General features: G+C 72.9%; 21 protein-coding genes and 1 pseudogene. 9 read left to right on the forward strand and 13 right to left on the reverse strand.

All coding sequences use genetic code 11. The features are described 5' to 3' along the window. The first annotated feature begins 75 nt into the window (after window positions 1-75). Window positions 76-1,287, forward strand: a complete 1,212-nt coding sequence (locus ACQ1X7_RS06975) for a S1C family serine protease (RefSeq protein ID WP_432477445.1) — start codon at window positions 76-78, stop codon at window positions 1,285-1,287. Window positions 1,288-1,372: 85 nt separating this feature from the next. On the opposite strand, the pseudogene ACQ1X7_RS06980 reads toward ACQ1X7_RS06975, so the two are convergent. Further along, window positions 1,373-1,597: pseudogene (locus ACQ1X7_RS06980) on the reverse strand (GNAT family N-acetyltransferase); the annotation flags it as partial. Between the two features lie 83 nt (window positions 1,598-1,680). Next, window positions 1,681-2,139, reverse strand: coding sequence for a DUF6790 family protein (locus ACQ1X7_RS06985; protein WP_432477446.1), 459 nt, complete (start codon window positions 2,137-2,139; stop codon window positions 1,681-1,683). A 134-nt stretch (window positions 2,140-2,273) separates the two neighbouring features. Between ACQ1X7_RS06985 and ACQ1X7_RS06990 the strand changes: the two genes are divergently transcribed. Continuing rightward, entirely contained in the window at window positions 2,274-2,642 is a 369-nt protein-coding gene (locus tag ACQ1X7_RS06990) for a YciI family protein (protein WP_432477447.1), read from the forward strand. Between the two features lie 12 nt (window positions 2,643-2,654). Here the strand turns inward: ACQ1X7_RS06990 and ACQ1X7_RS06995 are convergent, their stop codons facing one another. Next, window positions 2,655-3,155, reverse strand: coding sequence for a hypothetical protein (locus ACQ1X7_RS06995; RefSeq protein WP_432477448.1), 501 nt, complete (start codon window positions 3,153-3,155; stop codon window positions 2,655-2,657). 106 nt (window positions 3,156-3,261) lie between these two features. Then, window positions 3,262-4,980: an ABC-F family ATP-binding cassette domain-containing protein gene (locus ACQ1X7_RS07000; RefSeq protein ID WP_432477449.1), complete on the reverse strand. Its 1,719-nt coding sequence runs from the start codon at window positions 4,978-4,980 to the stop codon at window positions 3,262-3,264. A gap of 93 nt (window positions 4,981-5,073) precedes the next feature. On the opposite strand from ACQ1X7_RS07000, the gene ACQ1X7_RS07005 reads away from it, so the two are divergent. Together ACQ1X7_RS07005 and ACQ1X7_RS07010 are read left to right on the forward strand one after the other, a co-directional pair. After that, on the forward strand, window positions 5,074-6,228 hold the full coding sequence (locus ACQ1X7_RS07005) for an acyl-CoA dehydrogenase family protein (protein WP_432477450.1): 1,155 nt from the start codon (window positions 5,074-5,076) through the stop codon (window positions 6,226-6,228). 5 nt (window positions 6,229-6,233) lie between these two features. Continuing rightward, window positions 6,234-7,373 carry an acyl-CoA dehydrogenase family protein gene (locus tag ACQ1X7_RS07010; RefSeq protein ID WP_432477451.1) on the forward strand — a complete coding sequence of 380 codons (1,140 nt, stop codon included), beginning with the start codon at window positions 6,234-6,236 and terminating at the stop codon, window positions 7,371-7,373. Between the two features lie 114 nt (window positions 7,374-7,487). On the opposite strand, the gene ACQ1X7_RS07015 is transcribed toward ACQ1X7_RS07010, so the two are convergent. From ACQ1X7_RS07015 to ACQ1X7_RS07045, 7 genes are all read right to left on the reverse strand, one after another. Next, window positions 7,488-7,973, reverse strand: coding sequence for a GNAT family N-acetyltransferase (locus ACQ1X7_RS07015; RefSeq protein WP_432477452.1), 486 nt, complete (start codon window positions 7,971-7,973; stop codon window positions 7,488-7,490). Next, window positions 7,970-9,034: an L-glyceraldehyde 3-phosphate reductase gene (gene mgrA / locus ACQ1X7_RS07020; protein WP_432477453.1), complete on the reverse strand. Its 1,065-nt coding sequence runs from the start codon at window positions 9,032-9,034 to the stop codon at window positions 7,970-7,972. The genes ACQ1X7_RS07015 and mgrA overlap by 4 nt, the downstream gene beginning before the upstream one ends. A gap of 83 nt (window positions 9,035-9,117) precedes the next feature. After that, complete coding sequence (locus tag ACQ1X7_RS07025; protein ID WP_432477454.1) at window positions 9,118-10,134, reverse strand: hypothetical protein; 1,017 nt, start codon at window positions 10,132-10,134, stop codon at window positions 9,118-9,120. Then, window positions 10,127-10,648 (reverse strand): SigE family RNA polymerase sigma factor, encoded by a 522-nt coding sequence (locus tag ACQ1X7_RS07030; protein ID WP_432477455.1) that lies wholly within the window; start codon window positions 10,646-10,648, stop codon window positions 10,127-10,129. The genes ACQ1X7_RS07025 and ACQ1X7_RS07030 overlap by 8 nt, the downstream gene beginning before the upstream one ends. Before the next feature lie 43 nt (window positions 10,649-10,691). Continuing rightward, complete coding sequence (locus ACQ1X7_RS07035) at window positions 10,692-11,087, reverse strand: arsenate reductase ArsC (RefSeq protein ID WP_432477456.1); 396 nt, start codon at window positions 11,085-11,087, stop codon at window positions 10,692-10,694. Next, window positions 11,084-11,758, reverse strand: coding sequence for an aquaporin (locus ACQ1X7_RS07040; RefSeq protein ID WP_432477457.1), 675 nt, complete (start codon window positions 11,756-11,758; stop codon window positions 11,084-11,086). Before ACQ1X7_RS07040 ends, ACQ1X7_RS07035 begins: the two co-directional genes overlap by 4 nt. Further along, window positions 11,755-12,111: an ArsR/SmtB family transcription factor gene (locus ACQ1X7_RS07045; RefSeq protein ID WP_432477458.1), complete on the reverse strand. Its 357-nt coding sequence runs from the start codon at window positions 12,109-12,111 to the stop codon at window positions 11,755-11,757. The genes ACQ1X7_RS07040 and ACQ1X7_RS07045 overlap by 4 nt, the downstream gene beginning before the upstream one ends. A gap of 74 nt (window positions 12,112-12,185) precedes the next feature. On the opposite strand from ACQ1X7_RS07045, the gene ACQ1X7_RS07050 reads away from it, so the two are divergent. Next, window positions 12,186-12,599 (forward strand): ArsI/CadI family heavy metal resistance metalloenzyme, encoded by a 414-nt coding sequence (locus tag ACQ1X7_RS07050; RefSeq protein ID WP_432477459.1) that lies wholly within the window; start codon window positions 12,186-12,188, stop codon window positions 12,597-12,599. On the opposite strand, the gene ACQ1X7_RS07055 is transcribed toward ACQ1X7_RS07050, so the two are convergent. Together ACQ1X7_RS07055 and truA are read right to left on the reverse strand one after the other, a co-directional pair. Further along, the gene (locus ACQ1X7_RS07055; RefSeq protein ID WP_432477460.1) at window positions 12,596-13,201 is read right to left on the reverse strand and encodes a class I SAM-dependent methyltransferase; all 606 of its coding nucleotides are present in this window, start codon (window positions 13,199-13,201) and stop codon (window positions 12,596-12,598) included. The two genes, ACQ1X7_RS07050 and ACQ1X7_RS07055, sit on opposite strands and share 4 nt — an antisense overlap. Continuing rightward, a complete protein-coding gene (gene truA, locus ACQ1X7_RS07060) occupies window positions 13,198-13,998 on the reverse strand; it encodes a tRNA pseudouridine(38-40) synthase TruA (protein WP_432477461.1) in 801 nt (266 codons plus the stop codon). Before truA ends, ACQ1X7_RS07055 begins: the two co-directional genes overlap by 4 nt. Before the next feature lie 39 nt (window positions 13,999-14,037). Here truA and ACQ1X7_RS07065 point away from each other — a divergent pair, with 39 nt between their 5' ends. From ACQ1X7_RS07065 to ACQ1X7_RS07080, 4 genes are all read left to right on the forward strand, one after another. After that, complete coding sequence (locus tag ACQ1X7_RS07065) at window positions 14,038-15,690, forward strand: FAD-dependent oxidoreductase (protein WP_432477462.1); 1,653 nt, start codon at window positions 14,038-14,040, stop codon at window positions 15,688-15,690. An 87-nt stretch (window positions 15,691-15,777) separates the two neighbouring features. Then, entirely contained in the window at window positions 15,778-16,140 is a 363-nt protein-coding gene (locus ACQ1X7_RS07070; RefSeq protein WP_432477463.1) for an ArsR/SmtB family transcription factor, read from the forward strand. Continuing rightward, window positions 16,137-16,634 carry an SRPBCC domain-containing protein gene (locus ACQ1X7_RS07075; protein ID WP_432477464.1) on the forward strand — a complete coding sequence of 166 codons (498 nt, stop codon included), beginning with the start codon at window positions 16,137-16,139 and terminating at the stop codon, window positions 16,632-16,634. The genes ACQ1X7_RS07070 and ACQ1X7_RS07075 overlap by 4 nt, the downstream gene beginning before the upstream one ends. 3 nt (window positions 16,635-16,637) lie before the next feature. Next, window positions 16,638-17,210 carry a TIGR03086 family metal-binding protein gene (locus ACQ1X7_RS07080; RefSeq protein WP_432477465.1) on the forward strand — a complete coding sequence of 191 codons (573 nt, stop codon included), beginning with the start codon at window positions 16,638-16,640 and terminating at the stop codon, window positions 17,208-17,210.

Consider the following 17,210-nt stretch of genomic DNA (forward strand, 5'->3'; position numbering starts at 1 on the left):
CCGCTGGTCCGGGTTCTTCAGCGGCGGCCAGCCGTCTCTCAGTTCCGTCACAGGGTCGGTCGGCACGGTGGACCCATGAGCGACACCCACGTCCTGCCTCCGTTCCCGGAGGAGCCGCACCGCCACCAGCCCACCGCCCCCGCCGCCGCCCCGCCGCCGCCGCCGCGACGGCGCCGTGGCGGGCTTGCCGCTGCCGCCCTGGCGACCGTCCTGGTCGGTGGCGCGGCCGGGTTCGCCGGCGCCGCCGCGTACGACGGTCTCGCCGGCGACGACACCACGGCCTTCGGGTCGCGGGCCGAGACCTCGAAGGTCGTCGACACCGGCGACCAGCCGGCGGCCGACGGGTCCTCCGAGGCGGTCGCCGAGAAGGTCCTCCCCTCCGTCGTCCGCATCGTCGTCGACGGCTCCCAGGGCCAGGGATCGGGCTCCGGCGTCATCCTCAGCTCCGACGGCAAGATCCTCACCAACGCGCACGTGGTCGAGGGTGCCGGCGAGGGTGCCGAGATGACGGTGAGCTTCAACGACGGCAGCCACGCGCCGGCGACGGTCGTGGGCGTCGACTCCCTCACCGACACCGCGGTGATCCAGGCCGAGGACGTCGACGGACTCACCCCCGCCACCATCGGCACGTCGGGCAACGTCGACGTCGGCCAGGACGTCGTCGCCGTCGGCTCGCCCTTCGGGCTCGACGCGACCGTGACCACCGGCATCGTGAGCGCCCTGGACCGCCCGGTGAACGTCGGCACGGACAGCGAGGGCAACGCCACCGTCTACCCGGCCATCCAGACCGACGCGGCGATCAACCCCGGCAACAGCGGTGGGCCGCTGGTCGACACCGACGGCAACGTCATCGGCATCAACTCCTCGATCCGGACGAGCACCTCCGGCGCCACCGGCCAGGGCGGCTCGATCGGCCTGGGCTTCGCCATCCCCATCGACGAGGTGATGCCGATCGTCGACCAGCTCGTCGCCGGCGACACCCCGACCCACGCCCTGATCGGCGTCTCGGTCCGCGACAACCCGTCGAACGACGGCGGCGCGGTCGTGCCCGACGGTGCCGCGGTCGGCGAGGTGACGGCCGGTTCGGCCGCCGACGACGCCGGCCTCGAGGCGGGCGACGTCATCACCAAGGTCGACGACCAGCTGATCACCAGCTCCGACGAGCTGGTGGCGACGGTCCGGGGCTACCGCCCCGGCGACGAGGTGGAGCTCACCTACCGCCGCGACGGCGAGGAGCAGACCACCACCATCACGCTCGGCTCCGACGCCGAGGCGTCCGCGGGCTGAGCCCCGATCCGGCAGGGCGGCACGCCCGCCCTGCCGTGCGGGTGCCTCCCGGTTGCCCCGAGGACCGGGGGGCGCCCGCACCCCCTCACAGGGACATGACGAGGATCAGCATCGGGTTGTCCTCGGCCCAGACCCCGGACGTCTCCTCCAGGGCGACGAATCCTCGTGCCTCGTAGAAGCGGCGGGTCCTCTCGTACTCGGCGTCGGGGTGGCTCGGTCCCAGCGTCTTGACCTGGCGGAAGCGCACGCCGTCGGCCCGGAGCTCCTCCTCGGCCCGCTCCAGCAGCGCCGTGCCGATCCCCGCGCCGGTGACGGCCGGTCTCCACCGCCATCAGGTGCACCTCGGCGGCGGCCGGGAAGTGCCGGGCCCACAGCAGAGCGCCGACGACCGTCTCAGGTCCACGCCCACGCGACGTACCCGAGCATCAGGACGCCGATCGCCAGGTCGGAGACCATCGCCACGTTCTCCTCCCCGTTGCGGTGCGACCTCGTCAGGTGCTGCGCGCCGGCCAGGAGGAGGAACAGGCCGCCGGCGAGCGCGGCGGCAGGGCGCCACCCCGCGGCCCACAAGGACAGCACCCCGGCCGCTCCGATCGCCACGTTCGCGAATCCGAGCTCCCTCACGAGCACCCAGGCCCGTCGGTCGGTGACACCCAGGATCCCCTCGGCCGTCAGCCCGGGCCTGACCACCTGTCGCAGCCCGGCGGTGAGCAACCGGACACCGACCGCCCAGAACACGAACCAGGTGCCGACCACGGCCATGACCGGTTCGTCGCCACCGTTGCCGAGGTCGACCGCGACCGAGGCTCCGGGGAGCACCAGCATGAACAGCCCGACCGCGGCGTGGACCACGGCAGCAGCGTACGGCTGCGCAGCCCCGGCGGCACCCGTCGTGACCGCGGACCGACCGAGGAAGACAGGGGCACGCCCTGCGTCATCCAGCGTGGACCGATGAGTTTGCGGGGCGGGGGCGGTCGGACCCGGGCATGAGCCAGTTCTTGCTGTCCGTCCCGCACGACTCCGACGACGAACCCACCATGGAGACCATGGACCCGGCCGAGCTCGAGGCGGCCCTCGCCGCCACGGGCGCGATCATCGAGGAGCTGACGTCGACCGGCGCCTTCGTCTTCGCGGGTGGGTTGATGCCCCCCTCGAGCGCGATCACGGTCGACAACACCGGTGAGTCGCTGAGCACCGTCGACGGTCCCTTCGTCGAGGCCCCCGAGTACCTCGGGGGCTTCTGGGTGATCGACGTCGCCGACGAGGAGGCCGCCCTCGGCTGGGCCGCGCGGGCCTCGAAGGCCCTCGGTGGCCGGATCGAGGTCCGGGCCTTCCAGGAGCCGCCGGGCGAGTGAGCCCGTCCGGGGTCAGCCGGCGATGGACGCCGGCGGCTCCTCCGCGGTGCCGTCGAGCAGGGACAGGTGCTGGGTGAGGTGCTGACGCAACCGGGTGCGGTGGTCGTCCTCCGCCTGCCGCAGCGAGGCGATCTGCCCCTCCAGCGCCGCCTTCTCCTCGGCGAGCCCCGCGAGGGCCATCGCCCGCTCGGACTCGAGCTCGGCGGTCTGCTGCTCCCGCACCCGGGCCAGCTCCTCCGCGGCACGGTCCGCCTCCTGGCGGCTCGCCTCGGAGAGCTCGTCGGCCTGGGCCCGGGCGGTGGAGACGACCGACTCGGCCTCGGCCTGCGCGTCAGTCACCAGCCGGTCCGCGGTGGCGGACGCGACCTCGAGCATCCGCGTGGCGGCGCTCCACGGAGTCTCCTCGTCGGCGGCACTCTCCGGCGCGACCACCAGGTCGTCGACCGGAGCGACGTCGCCCTGCTCGGCGTCTGGCGCGCCGAAGTATCCCACTGTCTGCTCGAAGTCCAGCATGGTTCCCCCACTGTGGTGTGTGTCACTCGGTCCCTCCAGTGTGGGTGGACCGGAGAGGGCCGTGGCGCAGAACGCCGAAGAACGCAAGGGGTGGTCTAGAGCGGGCTCAACGGGCCCGGGCCACCCGCCCCTCGTCCCAGACCGGCCCGTCCGACTCGTAGACCGAACCGTCGGCGCCGTACACGAGGAACCGGTCGAAGCCCCGCGCGAACCACCGGTCGTGGGTCACCGCGACGACGGTGCCCTCGAACGCCTCGAGGCCCTCCTCCAGTGCCTCCGCGCTCTGGACGTCGAGGTTGTCGGTGGGCTCGTCGAGCAGCAGCAGCGTCGCACCCGACAGCTCCAGCAGCAGGATCTGGAACCGCGCCTGCTGGCCGCCGCTGAGCGACTCGAACCGCTGCTCACCGGCGTGCGCCAGCTCGTAGCGGTCCAGGACGCGGGCCGCCTGCTCCCGCCCCATGCCCGCACGGCCGCCGGGACGGCCGTCGCCCCGGTGCAGGATCTCCAGCAGCGTGCGCCCGACCAGCTCGGGATGCTCGTGGGTCTGCACGAACCAGCCGGGCCGGACCCGGGCGCCGAGCTTCGCCTTCCCGTGGTGCTGCACCGGCTCGACGGGAACGTCGTCCACCGGCCGGTGCTCCACGTCGGGGTCGCTGCCGCCCGCGGCGAGCAGGCGCAGGAAGTGGGACTTGCCGGAGCCGTTGCTGCCGAGGACGGCGACCCGCTCGCCGTACCAGACCTCGAGGTCGAACGGACGCATCAGGCCCCCGGACCCGGAGGGCCCCGAGAAGGAGAGCTCGAGCGCCTCGCACACCACCGCGCGCTTGCCGGTGCGCCCGCCCTTGAGCCGCATCGTCACCTGCTGCTCGCGCGGCTGCTCGGTCGGCGGCCCCGCCTCCTCGAACTTGCGGAGCCGGGTCTGGGCGGCCCGGTACTGGCTGGCCATGCCGTCGTTGTACTCCGCCTTGATCTTCAGGCGGAGCACCAGGGCCTTGATCTTGGCGTGCTCCTCGTCCCAGCGGCGGCGCATCTCCTCCAGCCGCGCGAACCGGTCGCGACGCGCCTCGTGGTAGCTCGTGAAGCCGCCCGGGTGCGTCCACACCAGGTTGCCGGCCTGGCCGAGCTCGACGGTGACGATGCGGGTCGCCGTGTTGGCCAACAGCTCGCGGTCGTGGCTGATGAACAGGATGGTCTTCTCCGACTCGCGGATCCGCTGCTCCAGCCAGATCTTGCCGGGGACGTCGAGGAAGTTGTCGGGCTCGTCGAGCAGGAGCACCTCGTCGGGGCCGCGCAGCAGGTACTCCAGCACCAGTCGCTTCTGCTCGCCCCCGGACAGGGTGCGGAGCTCGCGGTACTTCGCCCGGTCGTAGGGCACACCGAGGCCGGCGACGGTGCAGACGTCCCATGTCACCTCGAGGTCGTAGCCGCCGGCGTCGGCGTACTCGGCGAGCGCGGAGGCGTAGGCCAGCTGGGTGCGTTCGTCGTCGCGGTCCATCAGCGCGATCTCGAGCCGGTCGATCTCGGCGTGGGCCGCCCGGATCCGCGGGGGCGCGACGCTCAGCAGCAGGTCGGCGACGGTCGGCGCGTCGTCGAGTCCGTGCGCCACCATCTGGCGCATCACGCCGAGCCCGCCGGACCGGGTCACCACCCCCGCGTGCGGCGTCAGCTCGCCGGTGACGATGCGCAGCAGGGTGGTCTTGCCGGCGCCGTTGGCGCCGACCAGCGCCACCTTGGCGCCCTCCCCCACCCGGAAGGACACGTCCTCGAGCAACACCCGACCGTCGGGCAGCTCGAAGCGCACCCCGGCGACGTCCACGTGTCCCACGAACGTGGATTCTCCCGCGATCAGGCCCCGGCTCGCACCCCGATTACCCGCGACCGGCGATGATGCAGGGGACGAGCCCGAGGAGGCGAGCGGATGAGGCTGGAGCTGTCGGACGACGACCGCGCGTTCCGCGAGGAGATGCGGACCTTCTTCACCACCGAGGTGGCGGAGGAGATCCGACGCACGGTGACCGAGGGTGGCGAGCCCACCAAGGACCAGTACGTCGAGACCATGCGCACGCTCAACGCCGCGGGACTGGCGGTGCCCCACTGGCCCGAGGAGTGGGGCGGTCGCGGCTGGAGCGACCTACGGCGCCACATCTGGTACGACGAGATGCAGCGCGCCGGCGTCCCGCCGCCGCTGGCCTTCAACGCCTCGATGATCGGTCCGGTGCTGGCGCACTTCGGCACCGAGGAGCAGAAGCAGCGCTTCCTCCCGAAGACGGCGAACCTCGACATCTGGTGGGCGCAGGGGTTCTCCGAGCCCGACGCCGGCTCGGACCTCGCGTCGCTGCGGACCACCGCGGTCCGCGACGGTGACGACTGGGTCGTCAACGGCCAGAAGACCTGGACCACGCTCGGCCAGCACGCCGACTGGATCTTCACGCTCGTGCGCACCGACCCCGAGGCCAAGAAGCAACGGGGCATCTCGCTGCTGCTGATCGACATGAGCCTCGAGGGCGTGGAGGTGCGGCCGATCGAGCTGATCGACGGCGGCCACGAGGTCAACGAGGTGTGGTTCGACGACGTCCGCGTCCCCGGCGACCTGCTGGTCGGCGAGGAGAACGGCGGCTGGTCGATCGCCAAGTTCCTGCTCGGCAACGAGCGGGTCGGCGTCGCGCCGGTCACCGCCACCAAGCGGGCCCTGGCCCGGCTCAAGGACGTCGCGGCCGACGCGCTCGACGACGACCCGCTGGCCCGGGCGCGGGTCGCCGAGCTCGAGAACGAGCTGCTGGCGCTCGAGCTGACGGCGATCCGGGTGGCCGCCCACTCCGCCGACGGCGAGCCCCACCCCGCGTCGTCCGTGCTGAAGCTCCGGGGCTCGGAGCTGCAGCAGGCGGTGAGCGAGCTGGCCGTCGACCTGGCCGGCCCGGGCTCGCTGGCCAGCGGGGCGGGCGAGGAGTCCTCGGTCGAGCAGTGGCGGCGGCGCACGACGCCGCGCTACCTCAACCTCCGCAAGGCCTCGATCTACGGCGGCTCCAACGAGATCCAGCGGCAGATCATCGCGTCCCGGATCCTGGGGCTCTGAGCGGCATGGACTTCTCCTACGACGACGAGCAGCGCGCCCTGCGTGACGCGGTCCGCGGCCTGGCCGGCAAGACGTACGCCGACCACGAGCACCGGCGCGAGGTGACCGCGGCCGACCCGGGCTTCGACGAGAATCTGTGGTCGCGGATGGCCGAGATGGGGCTGCTCGGCCTGCCCTTCGCCGAGGACGACGGCGGGGTCGGTGCCGGTCCCGTCGAGATCGGCATCGTGTGCCAGGAGCTCGGGGCGGTGGCCGCCCCGGAGCCGTACCTCACCGCCGTGGTGCTGGCCGGCGGCCTGGTCGCGGCGTGCGGCACCGCCGAGCAGCGGGCGCACGTCGTGCAGCCGCTGGCCGGTGGCGAGGCCCTCCCTGCGTTCGCGCACGCCGAGCCGGACACGCGCTGGGCGGCGCGGGCCCGCGCGGTGACTGCGACCCGCGACGGCGGCACCTGGACGCTCACGGGCACCAAGGAGCCGGTGCCCCACGGCGCCCAGGCCGACGTGCTGGTCGTGAGCGCCGCGCTTCCCGACGGCGGCACCGGCCTGTTCCTCGTCGACCCCGGGGACGCCTCGGTGACCGGCTACCCGGCGTACGACGGCAGCCGGGCCGCCCGGGTCGACCTCGACGCCGCTCCGGCCGCCCCGCTGGGCGAGCCCGGTCGCGACCTCACCGCGAGCATCGCGACGGTGGCCGACCTGGCGCGGGTGATGGCCGGCAACCAGGCGCTCGGCGCGATGCGGAGCGCGCTGCGCGCGACGACCGACTACCTGGGGAGCCGCCGGCAGTTCGGCGTCACCCTGAACACCTTCCAGGACCTCACGTTCCGGGCCGCCGACATGTACGTCACGCTCGAGCTCACCCAGAGCGTCGTCGACTGGGCGACGATGGTGGTGGCCACGGGCGACGCCGACGCGTTGGCGGACGCCGCCTCACGCTGCGCGCTCCAGGTCAGCCGCGGTTCACGCCACGTCGGCCAGGAGGCGATCCAGCTGCACGGAGGCATCGCGATGACCGCCGAGTACGCCGTCGGCAGCCTGGTCGCCCAGCTCACTGCCCTGGACCACCTGCTGGGCGACGGTGGTCACCAGCTGGGCCGGCTCGCGGCGACCGTCGGCGACCACGGGATGCTCGACCCGTTGGGTTGATCGCGGCCGCGGCAGCGGATGCGATCGATGGTGGTTGAGCAGCGACCGCGGCTGAGGGGACGAAGCCGCGACGAAGCGTGTCGACACCCGGTGAGCGTTCCTGGGCCTCGACCGTCAGCGCAGCCGCTTGACCATCATCGCCACCGTGTGGTCCTCGATCAGCCGCTCGCCGACCTGTTCGAAGCCCCGGGCGGCGTGGAACGCCAACGACGGCTCGTTGGGCGGGTCGGTGTTGACCTCGAGGGTCAGCAGCGGGGTCCGCCGTGCGGTGCGCTCCTCGACCTCGTCGTAGGTCCGGCGGGCCAGCCCCTGCCGGTGGAAGTCCTCGTGGACGATGATCCGGTCGAGGTAGACGAAGCCCTCGAAGCGCTCCCGGAACCACGCGAGGTTGGCGGAGTCGTGGGCGGCGTCGTCCGGCAGGGTGACCACGAAGCCGGCGAACCCGCCAGCGGCGCGGATCACCTCCACCGTCCCGGCGGCCTCGAGACGCAGCAGCCCGTCGAGGTCCAGCGGTGCGGTGAGGTGCTGGAACCGGTCGTTGAGCGCCAGCACGTCGACGCGGTCGGCCTCACGCATCGACTCCAGCAGACGGCCGCTCACCCCTCCGACGACTCCGACCAGAGGTTGATGCCCGACTCCACGGCGTAGCCGTCGATCTCGGCGAGCTCCTCGTCCGTGAGCGGCGGGCCGTCGAGGGCGTCGAGGTTGGTGTCGAGCTGCTCGACGCTCGAGGCGCCGATGACCGCGCTGGTGACACGGGGGTCGCGGACCGCCCACTGCAGCGCGAGCTGGGCGAGCTTCTGGCCCCGCTTCTCGGCGATGCCGTTGAGCCCGCGGACCCGGTCGAGCACGTGGTCGTCGAGGCCGGTCAGCGTCGAGCCGTCGCGAGCCGCGCGGGAGTCGTCGGGCACGCCGTCGAGGTAGCGGTCGGTCAGCAGGCCCTGCGCCAGCGCCGTGAACACGATGCAGCCCATGCCCTGCTGCTCCAGCTCGTTGAGGAGGCTCTGCTCACCGTGCGGGCCCTCGATCCACCGGTTGAGCATGGAGTACGACGGCTGGTGGATCAGCAGCGGCGTCCCCAGGTCGCGCGCGATCGACGCCGCCTCACGGGTCTTCTCGGCGGAGTAGGAGCTGATCCCGACGTAGAGCGCGCGGCCCGAACGGACCGCGGCGTCGAGCGCCATCATCGTCTCCTCGACGGGGGTGTCGGGGTCGAACCGGTGGCTGTAGAAGATGTCCACGTAGTCCAGCCCCATCCGGGCCAGCGACTGGTCGAGGCTGGCGAGGACGTACTTCCGGGACCCGCCGCCCTGGCCGTAGGGGCCGGGCCACATGTCGTAGCCGGCCTTGGTCGAGATCACCAGCTCGTCCCGGTAGGGCCGAAAGTCGTCGGCGAGGTAGCGGCCGTAGTTCTCCTCGGCGCGGCCGTAGGGAGGGCCGTAGTTGTTGGCCAGGTCGAAGTGCGTGACGCCCCGATCGAAGGCCCGTCGCAGGATCGCCCGCTGGGTCTCCTCGGGGCGGTCGTCGCCGAAGTTCTGCCACAGGCCGAGGGACAGCACCGGCAGCCGCAGCCCGCTCTGACCGGTGAAGCGGTAGCGCATTCCTCTGCCCGCCTCGTCGTGGAACCCGTCGTACCTGGTCTCCGCCGCCTCGTAGCTCATGCGGGGTCCCCGCGGAATCGTGGGCTGGAGGAGCGAAGCGGGGGAAGTTCGCGATTTCGTGGGGTGTTCATGGCGCCAGCATGTCACTGGCCACGGAGCTCCTGGGGGACGGGCACGTCGCCCGAGACCGCTCCGCTCCACCCCGGTGAGAGAGCCCAGTAGAGGACGTCGGGCGTGAGCCGCCGGGGTACCACCCCGCCTGCCGGGTCGACCACCCCACAGCCCTCGAGCAGCACGGTCGCCTCGAAGCCAGCCGAGCGCAGGATGATCGCCGGCTTCTCGAACGCCTGCTCCCAGGTGCAGTGGCGGGCAGCCGTTCCCGACTGCGGTGCAGCGGCGACCGCCGCGACCGCCCGGCCGCTCTCGCTCTCGGAGAGCAGCTCGCTCTGCTCGAGCCACCCGTCGTCGTCGTACCGGCATACCGAGACCCGGGCGCTCGTGGACGGGGCGGTCATCTCGACGCGGGTCGCGCAGCCGTTGGCGTCCACCTCGCCGACCGGCTCGGTCGAGTCGAGCACCAGCCGCGCGGTGGTCCGGTCGTCGGCGACCACCCACACCGCGGCCTGGCCGGTGCTGGCGTAGCCGATCCACGCCCCGTCGGGGTAGCGCCCGCCCCGGTACTGCTGCACCACGCCCTCGGTGCCCGGCGGCAGCTCGCCGCCGCTGGGCTCCAGGAAGTGGGCCCCGTAGCCGTAGGAGGGCGAGCACGCGATCGCGGGGATCACGCCGCCCGGCCGGCTGACCTGGGGGTCGGTGTCCTCGACCTCGCGTCCGCTCGTGCACCAGTCGGAGCCGCCGCCCCAGCCCCAGTCCGACGGCACGTCGAGCGACAGGTCGCGCCAGGTCTCGGTCCGCCAGTCGGTCGGGACGCCGCCGGTCGTGGGCTCGTCGTCGCCGGCCGGCCCGTCGTCCCCCGGCACCACGAGGGCCACGCCCACCGGCACCGCGACCACGGCCACCGCCGCCGCCACGACCGCTGCCGTCGTACGCCGGCGCAGGCGGAGCCGGTCACGGGCACCGGCGGCCAGGTCGGCCGGAGCCGGCGCCCGCTCGGCGGTGCCGGCCAGGCCGTCGGAGAGCCGCGTCTCCAGCTCATCCATGGTCGCCCTCCAGCTCCGCCCTCAGGCCGGCCAGGCCCCGGGAGACCCGGGACCGGACGGTGCCCTCCCGCACGCCGGTCAGGTCGGCGATCTCGTCGTAGTCCAGCTGCTCGTAGTAGCGCAGCACGACGGCGACGCGCTGGTCCGGCGGCAGGGCGAGGCAGGCCCGCCACACCCGGTCGTGCTCCTCGACGTCGGGGTCGTCGGCCGCGTCGGGCCGCACCTCGGCCACCGGGGACTCGCTTCGGCGGAACCGGCGCCACCACGACGTGTGGGCGTTGACCACCATCCGGCGCACGTAGGCGTCGGGGTCCTCGGCCTCCGAGATCCGCGACCAGCGGGGTAGGGCGCGCGCCAGTGCGTCCTGCACGGCGTCCTCGGCGTCCGCGCGGTTGCCGGTGAGCACGTACGCCAGCCGGTAGAGCGCGTCACCGCGCGCGGCGACCCACTCGTCGAAGTCGACCACGCGTGCTCCTCGCTCGGCGACCGGTACCGGCTCCACCACCAGCTCCATGCCCCACAGACGCTAGCGGCGCGCGTTCTGTTGCGAGCGTCGGTCAGCCGAGCAGGTCGGCCACGAGGGTCTCGACCCGCGCGCGGATCTCGTCGCGGATCGGCCGCACCGCCGCGAGGTCGAGCCCGGCAGGGTCGTCGAGCTCCCAGTCCTCGTAGCGGGTCCCGGGGAAGAACGGGCAGGCGTCGCCGCAGCCCATGGTCACCACGACGTCGGAGGCCCGGACGTCGTCGGGGTCGAGCAGGCGCGGCTGCCTCCCGGTGATGTCGATGCCGACCTCCGCCATCGCCTCGACGGCGACCGGGTTGACCGAGCCCGCCGGCTCCGACCCCGCCGAGAGGACGTCGACCCGGTCGCCGGCCAGGTGCTGGAGCCACCCGGCAGCCATCTGGGAACGGCCGGCGTTGTGGACGCAGACGAACAGGACGCTGGGGCTCATGCGATCACCTCGGTGGGCGTGGGAAGGAGCAGCCTGACCAGGCCGAGCGCGAGGGCTCCGCCGACCAGCTGGGCGAGCAGGAACATCGGGACCGACGCGGGGGCGATCCCGGCGAAGGTGTCGGACAGGGTCCGCGCCACGGTGACGGCGGGGTTGGCGAAGCTGGTCGAGCTCGTGAACCAGTACGCCGCCGCGATGTAGCCGCCGACCGCGAAGGCCACCGTCTCGGGCCGGCTCGAGCGCAGGCTGCCGAAGACGACCAGCACCAGCCCGAGGGTCGCCACGACCTCGGCCAGCCACGTCCCTGACCCGGTGCGCGCGGTCGCCGCGACCGAGACGGCCGGGAGGTCGAACATGAGGTTGGCCACGACAGCACCGACGCAACCGCCCACCACCTGCACGGCGACGAGCACGGCGGCGTCCCGTCCCGGCAGCGCGCGCAGCGCCCACTCCACCAGGGTGACGACCGGGTTGAACGCCGCCGACACCGGCCGCAGCGCCAGGATCAGCGCCACCAGCACGGCACCCGTCGCGATGCTGTTCTGGAGCAGCTGCAGCCCCACGTCGCCGGGCGAGAGCCGGCTGGCCATGATCCCGGAGCCCACGACGGCCGCCACGAGGAACGCCGTCCCGATCCCCTCGGCCGCGGCGCGGCGGACGAGGGCGGTCACCGGCCGGCGCTGGCGATCAGCGCGCCGAGGTCACCCAGCACGGGGGCCGCGACCTTGTAGTAGACCCACACGCCGCGCTTCTCGCGCTCCAGGAGGCCGGCGGAGTGCAGCACCTTGAGGTGGTGGCTGATCGTCGGCTGGGACAGGTCGAAGGCGTCCAGCAGGTTGCACACACACGCCTCGCCACCCTCGTGGGAGGCGACCAGCGACAGCAGCCGCAGCCGCACCGGGTCGGCCAGCGCCTTCAGCATCGGGACGACGCCGGCCGCCTCCGCTGCCCCGAGCGGCTCGGCCGTGAGCGGCGAGCAGCAGGCGACGGCGTCGAGCGGGGCCGAGGCAAGGGACTTCGACATGTGTCGATATTGACAGACATCGATGCCTGGGGGCAAGGTGCAGACATCGACACCCATCCATGTCAGGAGGACCCATGTCCCGCATCCAGCTGGCGCTCAACGTCGACGACCTGGACACCTCGATCGCCTTCTACTCGGCGCTCTTCGGCACCGAGCCCGCGAAGACCCGCCCGGGCTACGCCAACTTCGCGGTCGCCGAGCCACCGCTCAAGCTGGTCCTGATCGAGAACCCCGGCCACGGCGGCTCGCTCAACCACCTGGGCGTCGAGGTCCCCGACACCGACGCCGTCGACTCCGAGCAGCGCCGGCTCACGGCCGCCGGGCTCGCGTCGTTCGACGAGCGGGACACCACCTGCTGCTACGCGAAGCAGGACAAGTTCTGGGTGGAGGGCACGCCCCACGGCGAGCAGTGGGAGGTCTACACCGTCCTGGCCGACGCCGACGTGATGGCCTGCGAGCCCACGGCAGGCGACGGCTGCTGCGCCTAGGCCGACGCCCGACGCACCTCCAGGACCCGGAACCCCTTCGCGCTGGCGAGCCGCACCGTCGGCCACCCCTGCCCGGTCAGCCAGCGTTGCAGGGAGTCGGCGCCCAGGTTCTTGCCGACGACCATGACGGCGCGACCGCCCGGGCGCAGGCGCGGCAGCCAGGCCAGCAGCAGCTCGTGGAGCGCGGGCTTGCCGATCCGGATCGGCGGGTTCGACCAGATCTCGTCGAAGGTGAAGTCCGCCGGCACCTGGTCGGGACGGCAGGCGATGAACCTCCCGTCGAGGTCGAGGGCCCGGGCGTTCTCGTTCGCGAGGAGCAGCGCCCGCTCGTTGACGTCGACGGCGGTGACCGTCGCCAGCGGTACGGCGCGGGCGACGGCGAGCCCGATCACGCCGTACCCGCACCCGAGGTCGAGGACCTGCCCCTGGGCGGGCGGCTCGGTCTCGCGGAAGAGGACCGCGGTGGCATGGTCGAGATGCCCCTTGCTGAAGACGCCGGCGCCGCTGGTGAGGGTCAGCTCGTGCCCCCACGCCTCGCAGGTGAACATCTCCCGCGAGAACGGCGCCGCCGGGTCGGCCGAGAAGTAGTGGTCGCCGGTCATGCCGTCGCCTCCCGCCGGGCCCGCGACCGGTCGGCCTGCGCCGACAGCTCCTCGGGAGCCGGGTAGCCGACCTCCTCCAGGGTGAGCCCGCGTGCCGGGACGACCGGGACCGCCGGGTCGCGCGCCCCCGCGGCCAGCACGTCCGCCGGCCAGGCGACGGGCCGCCGGCCGTCCCCCACCGCCAGCAGGCACCCGACCAGCGAGCGCACCATGTGGTGGCAGAACGCGTCCGCGCGCACGTCTGCGACCGCCAGCCCGTGGGCGTCCCGGGACCACGAGAGGTCCAGCAGGGTGCGGATCGTGGTCGCGCCGTCGCGGCGCTTGCAGAACGCCGCGAAGTCCCGGAGTCCGAGCAGCGGGACCGACGCGCGCGCCATCGCGTCGACGTCGACCGGGCGCGGCCACGCCAGCACGTGACCGCGGACGAGCGGGTCGACGAGGTCGGGCCGGTCGGCCACCCGGTAGGCGTAGCGGCGCCACACCGCCGAGAAGCGCGCGTCGAACCCCGTGGGGGCGACGTCCGCTCCCCGTACCCGGACGTCGTCGGGAAGGACCTTGTTGAGCCGCCGCTCGAGCCGCGCGTCGTACCCCTCGTCCGGGACGTCGATGTGGACCACCTGACCGCGAGCGTGGACCCCGGCGTCGGTGCGTCCGGCGCAGGTCACCGGCACGTCAGGCAGCCGGAGCACCGTGGCCAGCGCCGCCTCGAGGGTGCCCTGCACGGTCCGCAGCCCCGGCTGGGCTGCCCAGCCGTGGAACCCGCTCCCGTCGTAGGACAGGTCGATCCGGAGCCGCACGGTGGCTCATCCTAGGTGGAGCGCGTCATGCTGGTGGTCGTGACCAATCCCGCCATCGTGCTGGTCTCGCCCGACCACACCGAGTTCCTGGTCGACGAGTTCGGCCGTTACACCCGTGACTACGACCTCCACGCCGCCACGACGTTCGAGTCCGGCTGCCGCCTGGTGAAGCAGATGCAGGCCGACGGCGACCCGGTCGCGCTCATGGTCGTCGACTCGGGGCTGCGCGAGACGACCCCGATCCAGACGTTCGGGAAGTGGCGTCAGCTGATGCCGACGGCCAAGCGCGTGGTCGTCGCCCACTGGGACCGGTTCCTGGCCGACGCCCCGACCCTGCGGGCCGGCCTCGCCACCGGGAAGTACGACGCCTACCTGCTGATGCCGCGCGGGGTGCGGGACGAGGAGTTCCACACCGCGATCACCGAGCTGCTCTCCGACTGGGGGTCGACGGTGGCCGAGCCCGAGGTCGAGACGGTACGGCTGGTCTCGCCGCCGGGCGTCTCCCTCACCCTCGCGATCCGTGAGTTCCTCGACCGGATGGGCATGCCGAACCGCACCTACGACCCGGCGACCGAGGTCGGCCGCGAGATCGTGGAGCGGTACGACGGCGAGCCGGCGTACCCGCTGGTCGACTCGCCGTACCGCGACCTCCACGCGCCGACCACCGTCCGCGAGGTGGCCGCCGCGATCTACGGGCGCCCGGAGGACATCGACGTCGACACCGTGGTCGACCTCTGCATCGTGGGCGCGGGCCCGGCCGGCCTCGCAGCCGCCGTCTACGGCTCCTCGGAGGGTCTGGACACGGTGGTGGTCGAGGTCGAGGCGATCGGAGGCCAGGCGGGCACCAGCTCGATGATCCGCAACTACCTCGGCTTCCCCCGCGGGATCTCCGGGATGCGGCTCGCGCAGCGCGCCCGCAACCAGGCGATCCGGTTCGGGACCCGGTTCTTCACCGGCTGGGAGGTGACCTCGTTCGGGCCGTGCGAGCACGGCGACCACCACGTGGTCCGCACCGAGGGCGGCGAGATCCACGCCCGCTCGGTCGTGGTCGCGACCGGCGTCAGCTACCGCAAGCTGGGCATCGAGCCCCTGGAGCGGATGGTCGGGCAGGGTGTCTTCTACGGCAGCGCGATGAGCGCCGCCCGCGAGCTCGAGGGGCAGCACGTCGTGGTCGTCGGTGGCGGCAACTCCGCCGGGCAGGCCGCGATCCACCTCGCCCGGTTCGCCCGCGCGGTCACGATCCTGGTCCGTCGCGACGGGATCGAGGAGACGATGTCGCGCTACCTCGTCAAGGAGATCGACTGGAACCCGCGGGTCTCGGTGCGGGCCGGCAGCGAGATCTGCGACGGCGGGGGCGACGGTCGCCTCGGCTGGCTGGACATCCGGGAGCGGGCGACCGACCGGGTCGAACGGGTCGAGGTCGGCGGGTTGTTCCTGCTGCTCGGCGCCGAGCCCCACTGCGAGTGGCTGCCCCCCGACGTGGCCCGCGACGAGCGCGGCTTCGTGCTCACCGGTCGCGACGTGCCGACCGACGAGTGGGCCGACGGGCTGCCGCCGGCCAACCTCGCCACCACCGTTCCCGGCGTGTTCGCCGTGGGCGACGTCCGGGCCGGCTCGATGAAGCGGGTCGCCGCTGCCAGCGGTGAGGGCGCGAGCGTGGTGCCGCTGGTGCACACGTTCCTGTCCGGCTGACTCGCGCTCACCTCAATTCAACTGATCGGTTGACAAAGCCGTGGAGACCCCTTACGGTCTTGCTCAACCAAATAGTTGAGGAACGACATGGCCGACCAGCTCTCCCGGGTCTTCGCAGCACTCAGCGACCCGACCCGACGCGACATCGTCGCCCGGCTCACCGACGGGGACGCCACCGTGGGCGACCTCGCCGCGCCGTACGACGTGAGCCTCCAGGCGGTCTCCAAGCACCTGAAGGTGCTCGAGGACGCCGGCCTGGTGACCCGGAGCCGGGAGGCCCAGCGTCGACCGGTCCACCTCGAGGCGGAGGTGTTCGACCTGATGACGAAGTGGATCGAGCGCTACCGGCGACAGGCCGAGGAGCGCTTCCAGCGCCTGGACGAGGTCCTGGCGCAGATGAACGACGAGCACGACACCGACCAGCAGGCCCAGGAGGGAACCGCATCATGAGCACCCAGACCGACCAGCGCTACGACGAGGCCGCCATCGAGGCGGTCCCCGACCTGCCCATCGTCACGATCACCCGCGACTTCCGGGCCACGCCGGCGCAGCTGATGCGCGCCCACGCCGACCCCGAGCTGTTCGTGAAGTGGATCGGACCCGACTCGACCCAGGCCCGCATCGACCACTGGGACTTCCGCAGCCTCGGGTCCTACCGCTACGTCGCCGTCCGTGGCGAGGAGGAGTACGGCTTCCGGGGCACCTTCCCCGCGATCACCGACGACAAGATCGTGCAGACGTTCTCCTTCGACGGCATGCCCGAGGCGATCGCGCTCGAGACCATGTGGTTCGAGGACCTCGGCGACGGCCGCACCCGGCTCCACGCCCAGTCGCTGTGCGACTCGATCGAGGGCCGCGACGCCATGCTGGCAAGCGGAATGGAGGTCGGCGTCCACGACGGCTACGCCAAGCTCGACCGGCTGCTGGCCGCCGACGCGGTCTGAGCGATGTCCTCCGGGGAGTCGCCCGCGGCGCGGCACCGCCGCGTCGCGGGCATGTTCACCGACTGTGTCCGGGCGGTCCGCGACTGGGACGGTCCCAGCCCCGTTCCGGAGTGGCGGGCCCGCGACGTCGTCGACCACCTGGTCACCTGGTTCCCAGGCTTCCTGGCCGCCGACGGCGTCGAGCTGCCACCCGGTCCGGCCACCGCCGACGGCCCGGCAGCAGCGTGGCGGCACCAGGTGGAGGCGGTCCAGGCGCTCCTCGACGACCCCGCGACCGCGGGCCGGACCTTCTCCGAACGGCACGTGGGCGAGCTCCCGCTCGCCACGGTGATCGACCAGTTCTACACGACCGACGTGTTCATGCACACCTGGGACCTCGCGCGCGCCGGCGGCCAGCCGGTCCCCCTCGACGACGCGGAGTGCGCCGCGCTGCTCGCCGGGATGGAACCGATGGACGACCTGCTCCGCTCCTCGGGCCAGTACGGACCGCGGGTGAGGGTGCCCGCGGACGCGCCGGCCGTGGACCGGCTGGCCGGCTTCATCGGCCGCGACCCCGCCTGGACCGCTCCGGACTAG

This window comes from Nocardioides sp. GXQ0305 (assembly GCF_050880345.1).
Taxonomy (GTDB): domain Bacteria; phylum Actinomycetota; class Actinomycetes; order Propionibacteriales; family Nocardioidaceae; genus Nocardioides.

Excerpts from the sequence above, each read along its gene's own strand:
- ACQ1X7_RS06975 (WP_432477445.1), top strand. The coding sequence starts at position 76 with ATGAGCGACACCCACGTCCTGCCTCCGTTCCCGGAGGAGCCGCACCGC.
- ACQ1X7_RS06990 (WP_432477447.1), top strand. The coding sequence starts at position 2,274 with ATGAGCCAGTTCTTGCTGTCCGTCCCGCACGACTCCGACGACGAACCC.
- ACQ1X7_RS06995 (WP_432477448.1), bottom strand. The coding sequence starts at position 3,155 with ATGCTGGACTTCGAGCAGACAGTGGGATACTTCGGCGCGCCAGACGCC.
- ACQ1X7_RS07005 (WP_432477450.1), top strand. The coding sequence starts at position 5,074 with ATGAGGCTGGAGCTGTCGGACGACGACCGCGCGTTCCGCGAGGAGATG.
- ACQ1X7_RS07010 (WP_432477451.1), top strand. The coding sequence starts at position 6,234 with ATGGACTTCTCCTACGACGACGAGCAGCGCGCCCTGCGTGACGCGGTC.
- mgrA (WP_432477453.1), bottom strand. The coding sequence starts at position 9,034 with ATGAGCTACGAGGCGGCGGAGACCAGGTACGACGGGTTCCACGACGAG.
- ACQ1X7_RS07025 (WP_432477454.1), bottom strand. The coding sequence starts at position 10,134 with ATGGATGAGCTGGAGACGCGGCTCTCCGACGGCCTGGCCGGCACCGCC.
- ACQ1X7_RS07030 (WP_432477455.1), bottom strand. The coding sequence starts at position 10,648 with ATGGAGCTGGTGGTGGAGCCGGTACCGGTCGCCGAGCGAGGAGCACGC.
- ACQ1X7_RS07035 (WP_432477456.1), bottom strand. The coding sequence starts at position 11,087 with ATGAGCCCCAGCGTCCTGTTCGTCTGCGTCCACAACGCCGGCCGTTCC.
- ACQ1X7_RS07045 (WP_432477458.1), bottom strand. The coding sequence starts at position 12,111 with ATGTCGAAGTCCCTTGCCTCGGCCCCGCTCGACGCCGTCGCCTGCTGC.
- ACQ1X7_RS07050 (WP_432477459.1), top strand. The coding sequence starts at position 12,186 with ATGTCCCGCATCCAGCTGGCGCTCAACGTCGACGACCTGGACACCTCG.
- ACQ1X7_RS07055 (WP_432477460.1), bottom strand. The coding sequence starts at position 13,201 with ATGACCGGCGACCACTACTTCTCGGCCGACCCGGCGGCGCCGTTCTCG.
- ACQ1X7_RS07070 (WP_432477463.1), top strand. The coding sequence starts at position 15,778 with ATGGCCGACCAGCTCTCCCGGGTCTTCGCAGCACTCAGCGACCCGACC.
- ACQ1X7_RS07075 (WP_432477464.1), top strand. The coding sequence starts at position 16,137 with ATGAGCACCCAGACCGACCAGCGCTACGACGAGGCCGCCATCGAGGCG.
- ACQ1X7_RS07080 (WP_432477465.1), top strand. The coding sequence starts at position 16,638 with ATGTCCTCCGGGGAGTCGCCCGCGGCGCGGCACCGCCGCGTCGCGGGC.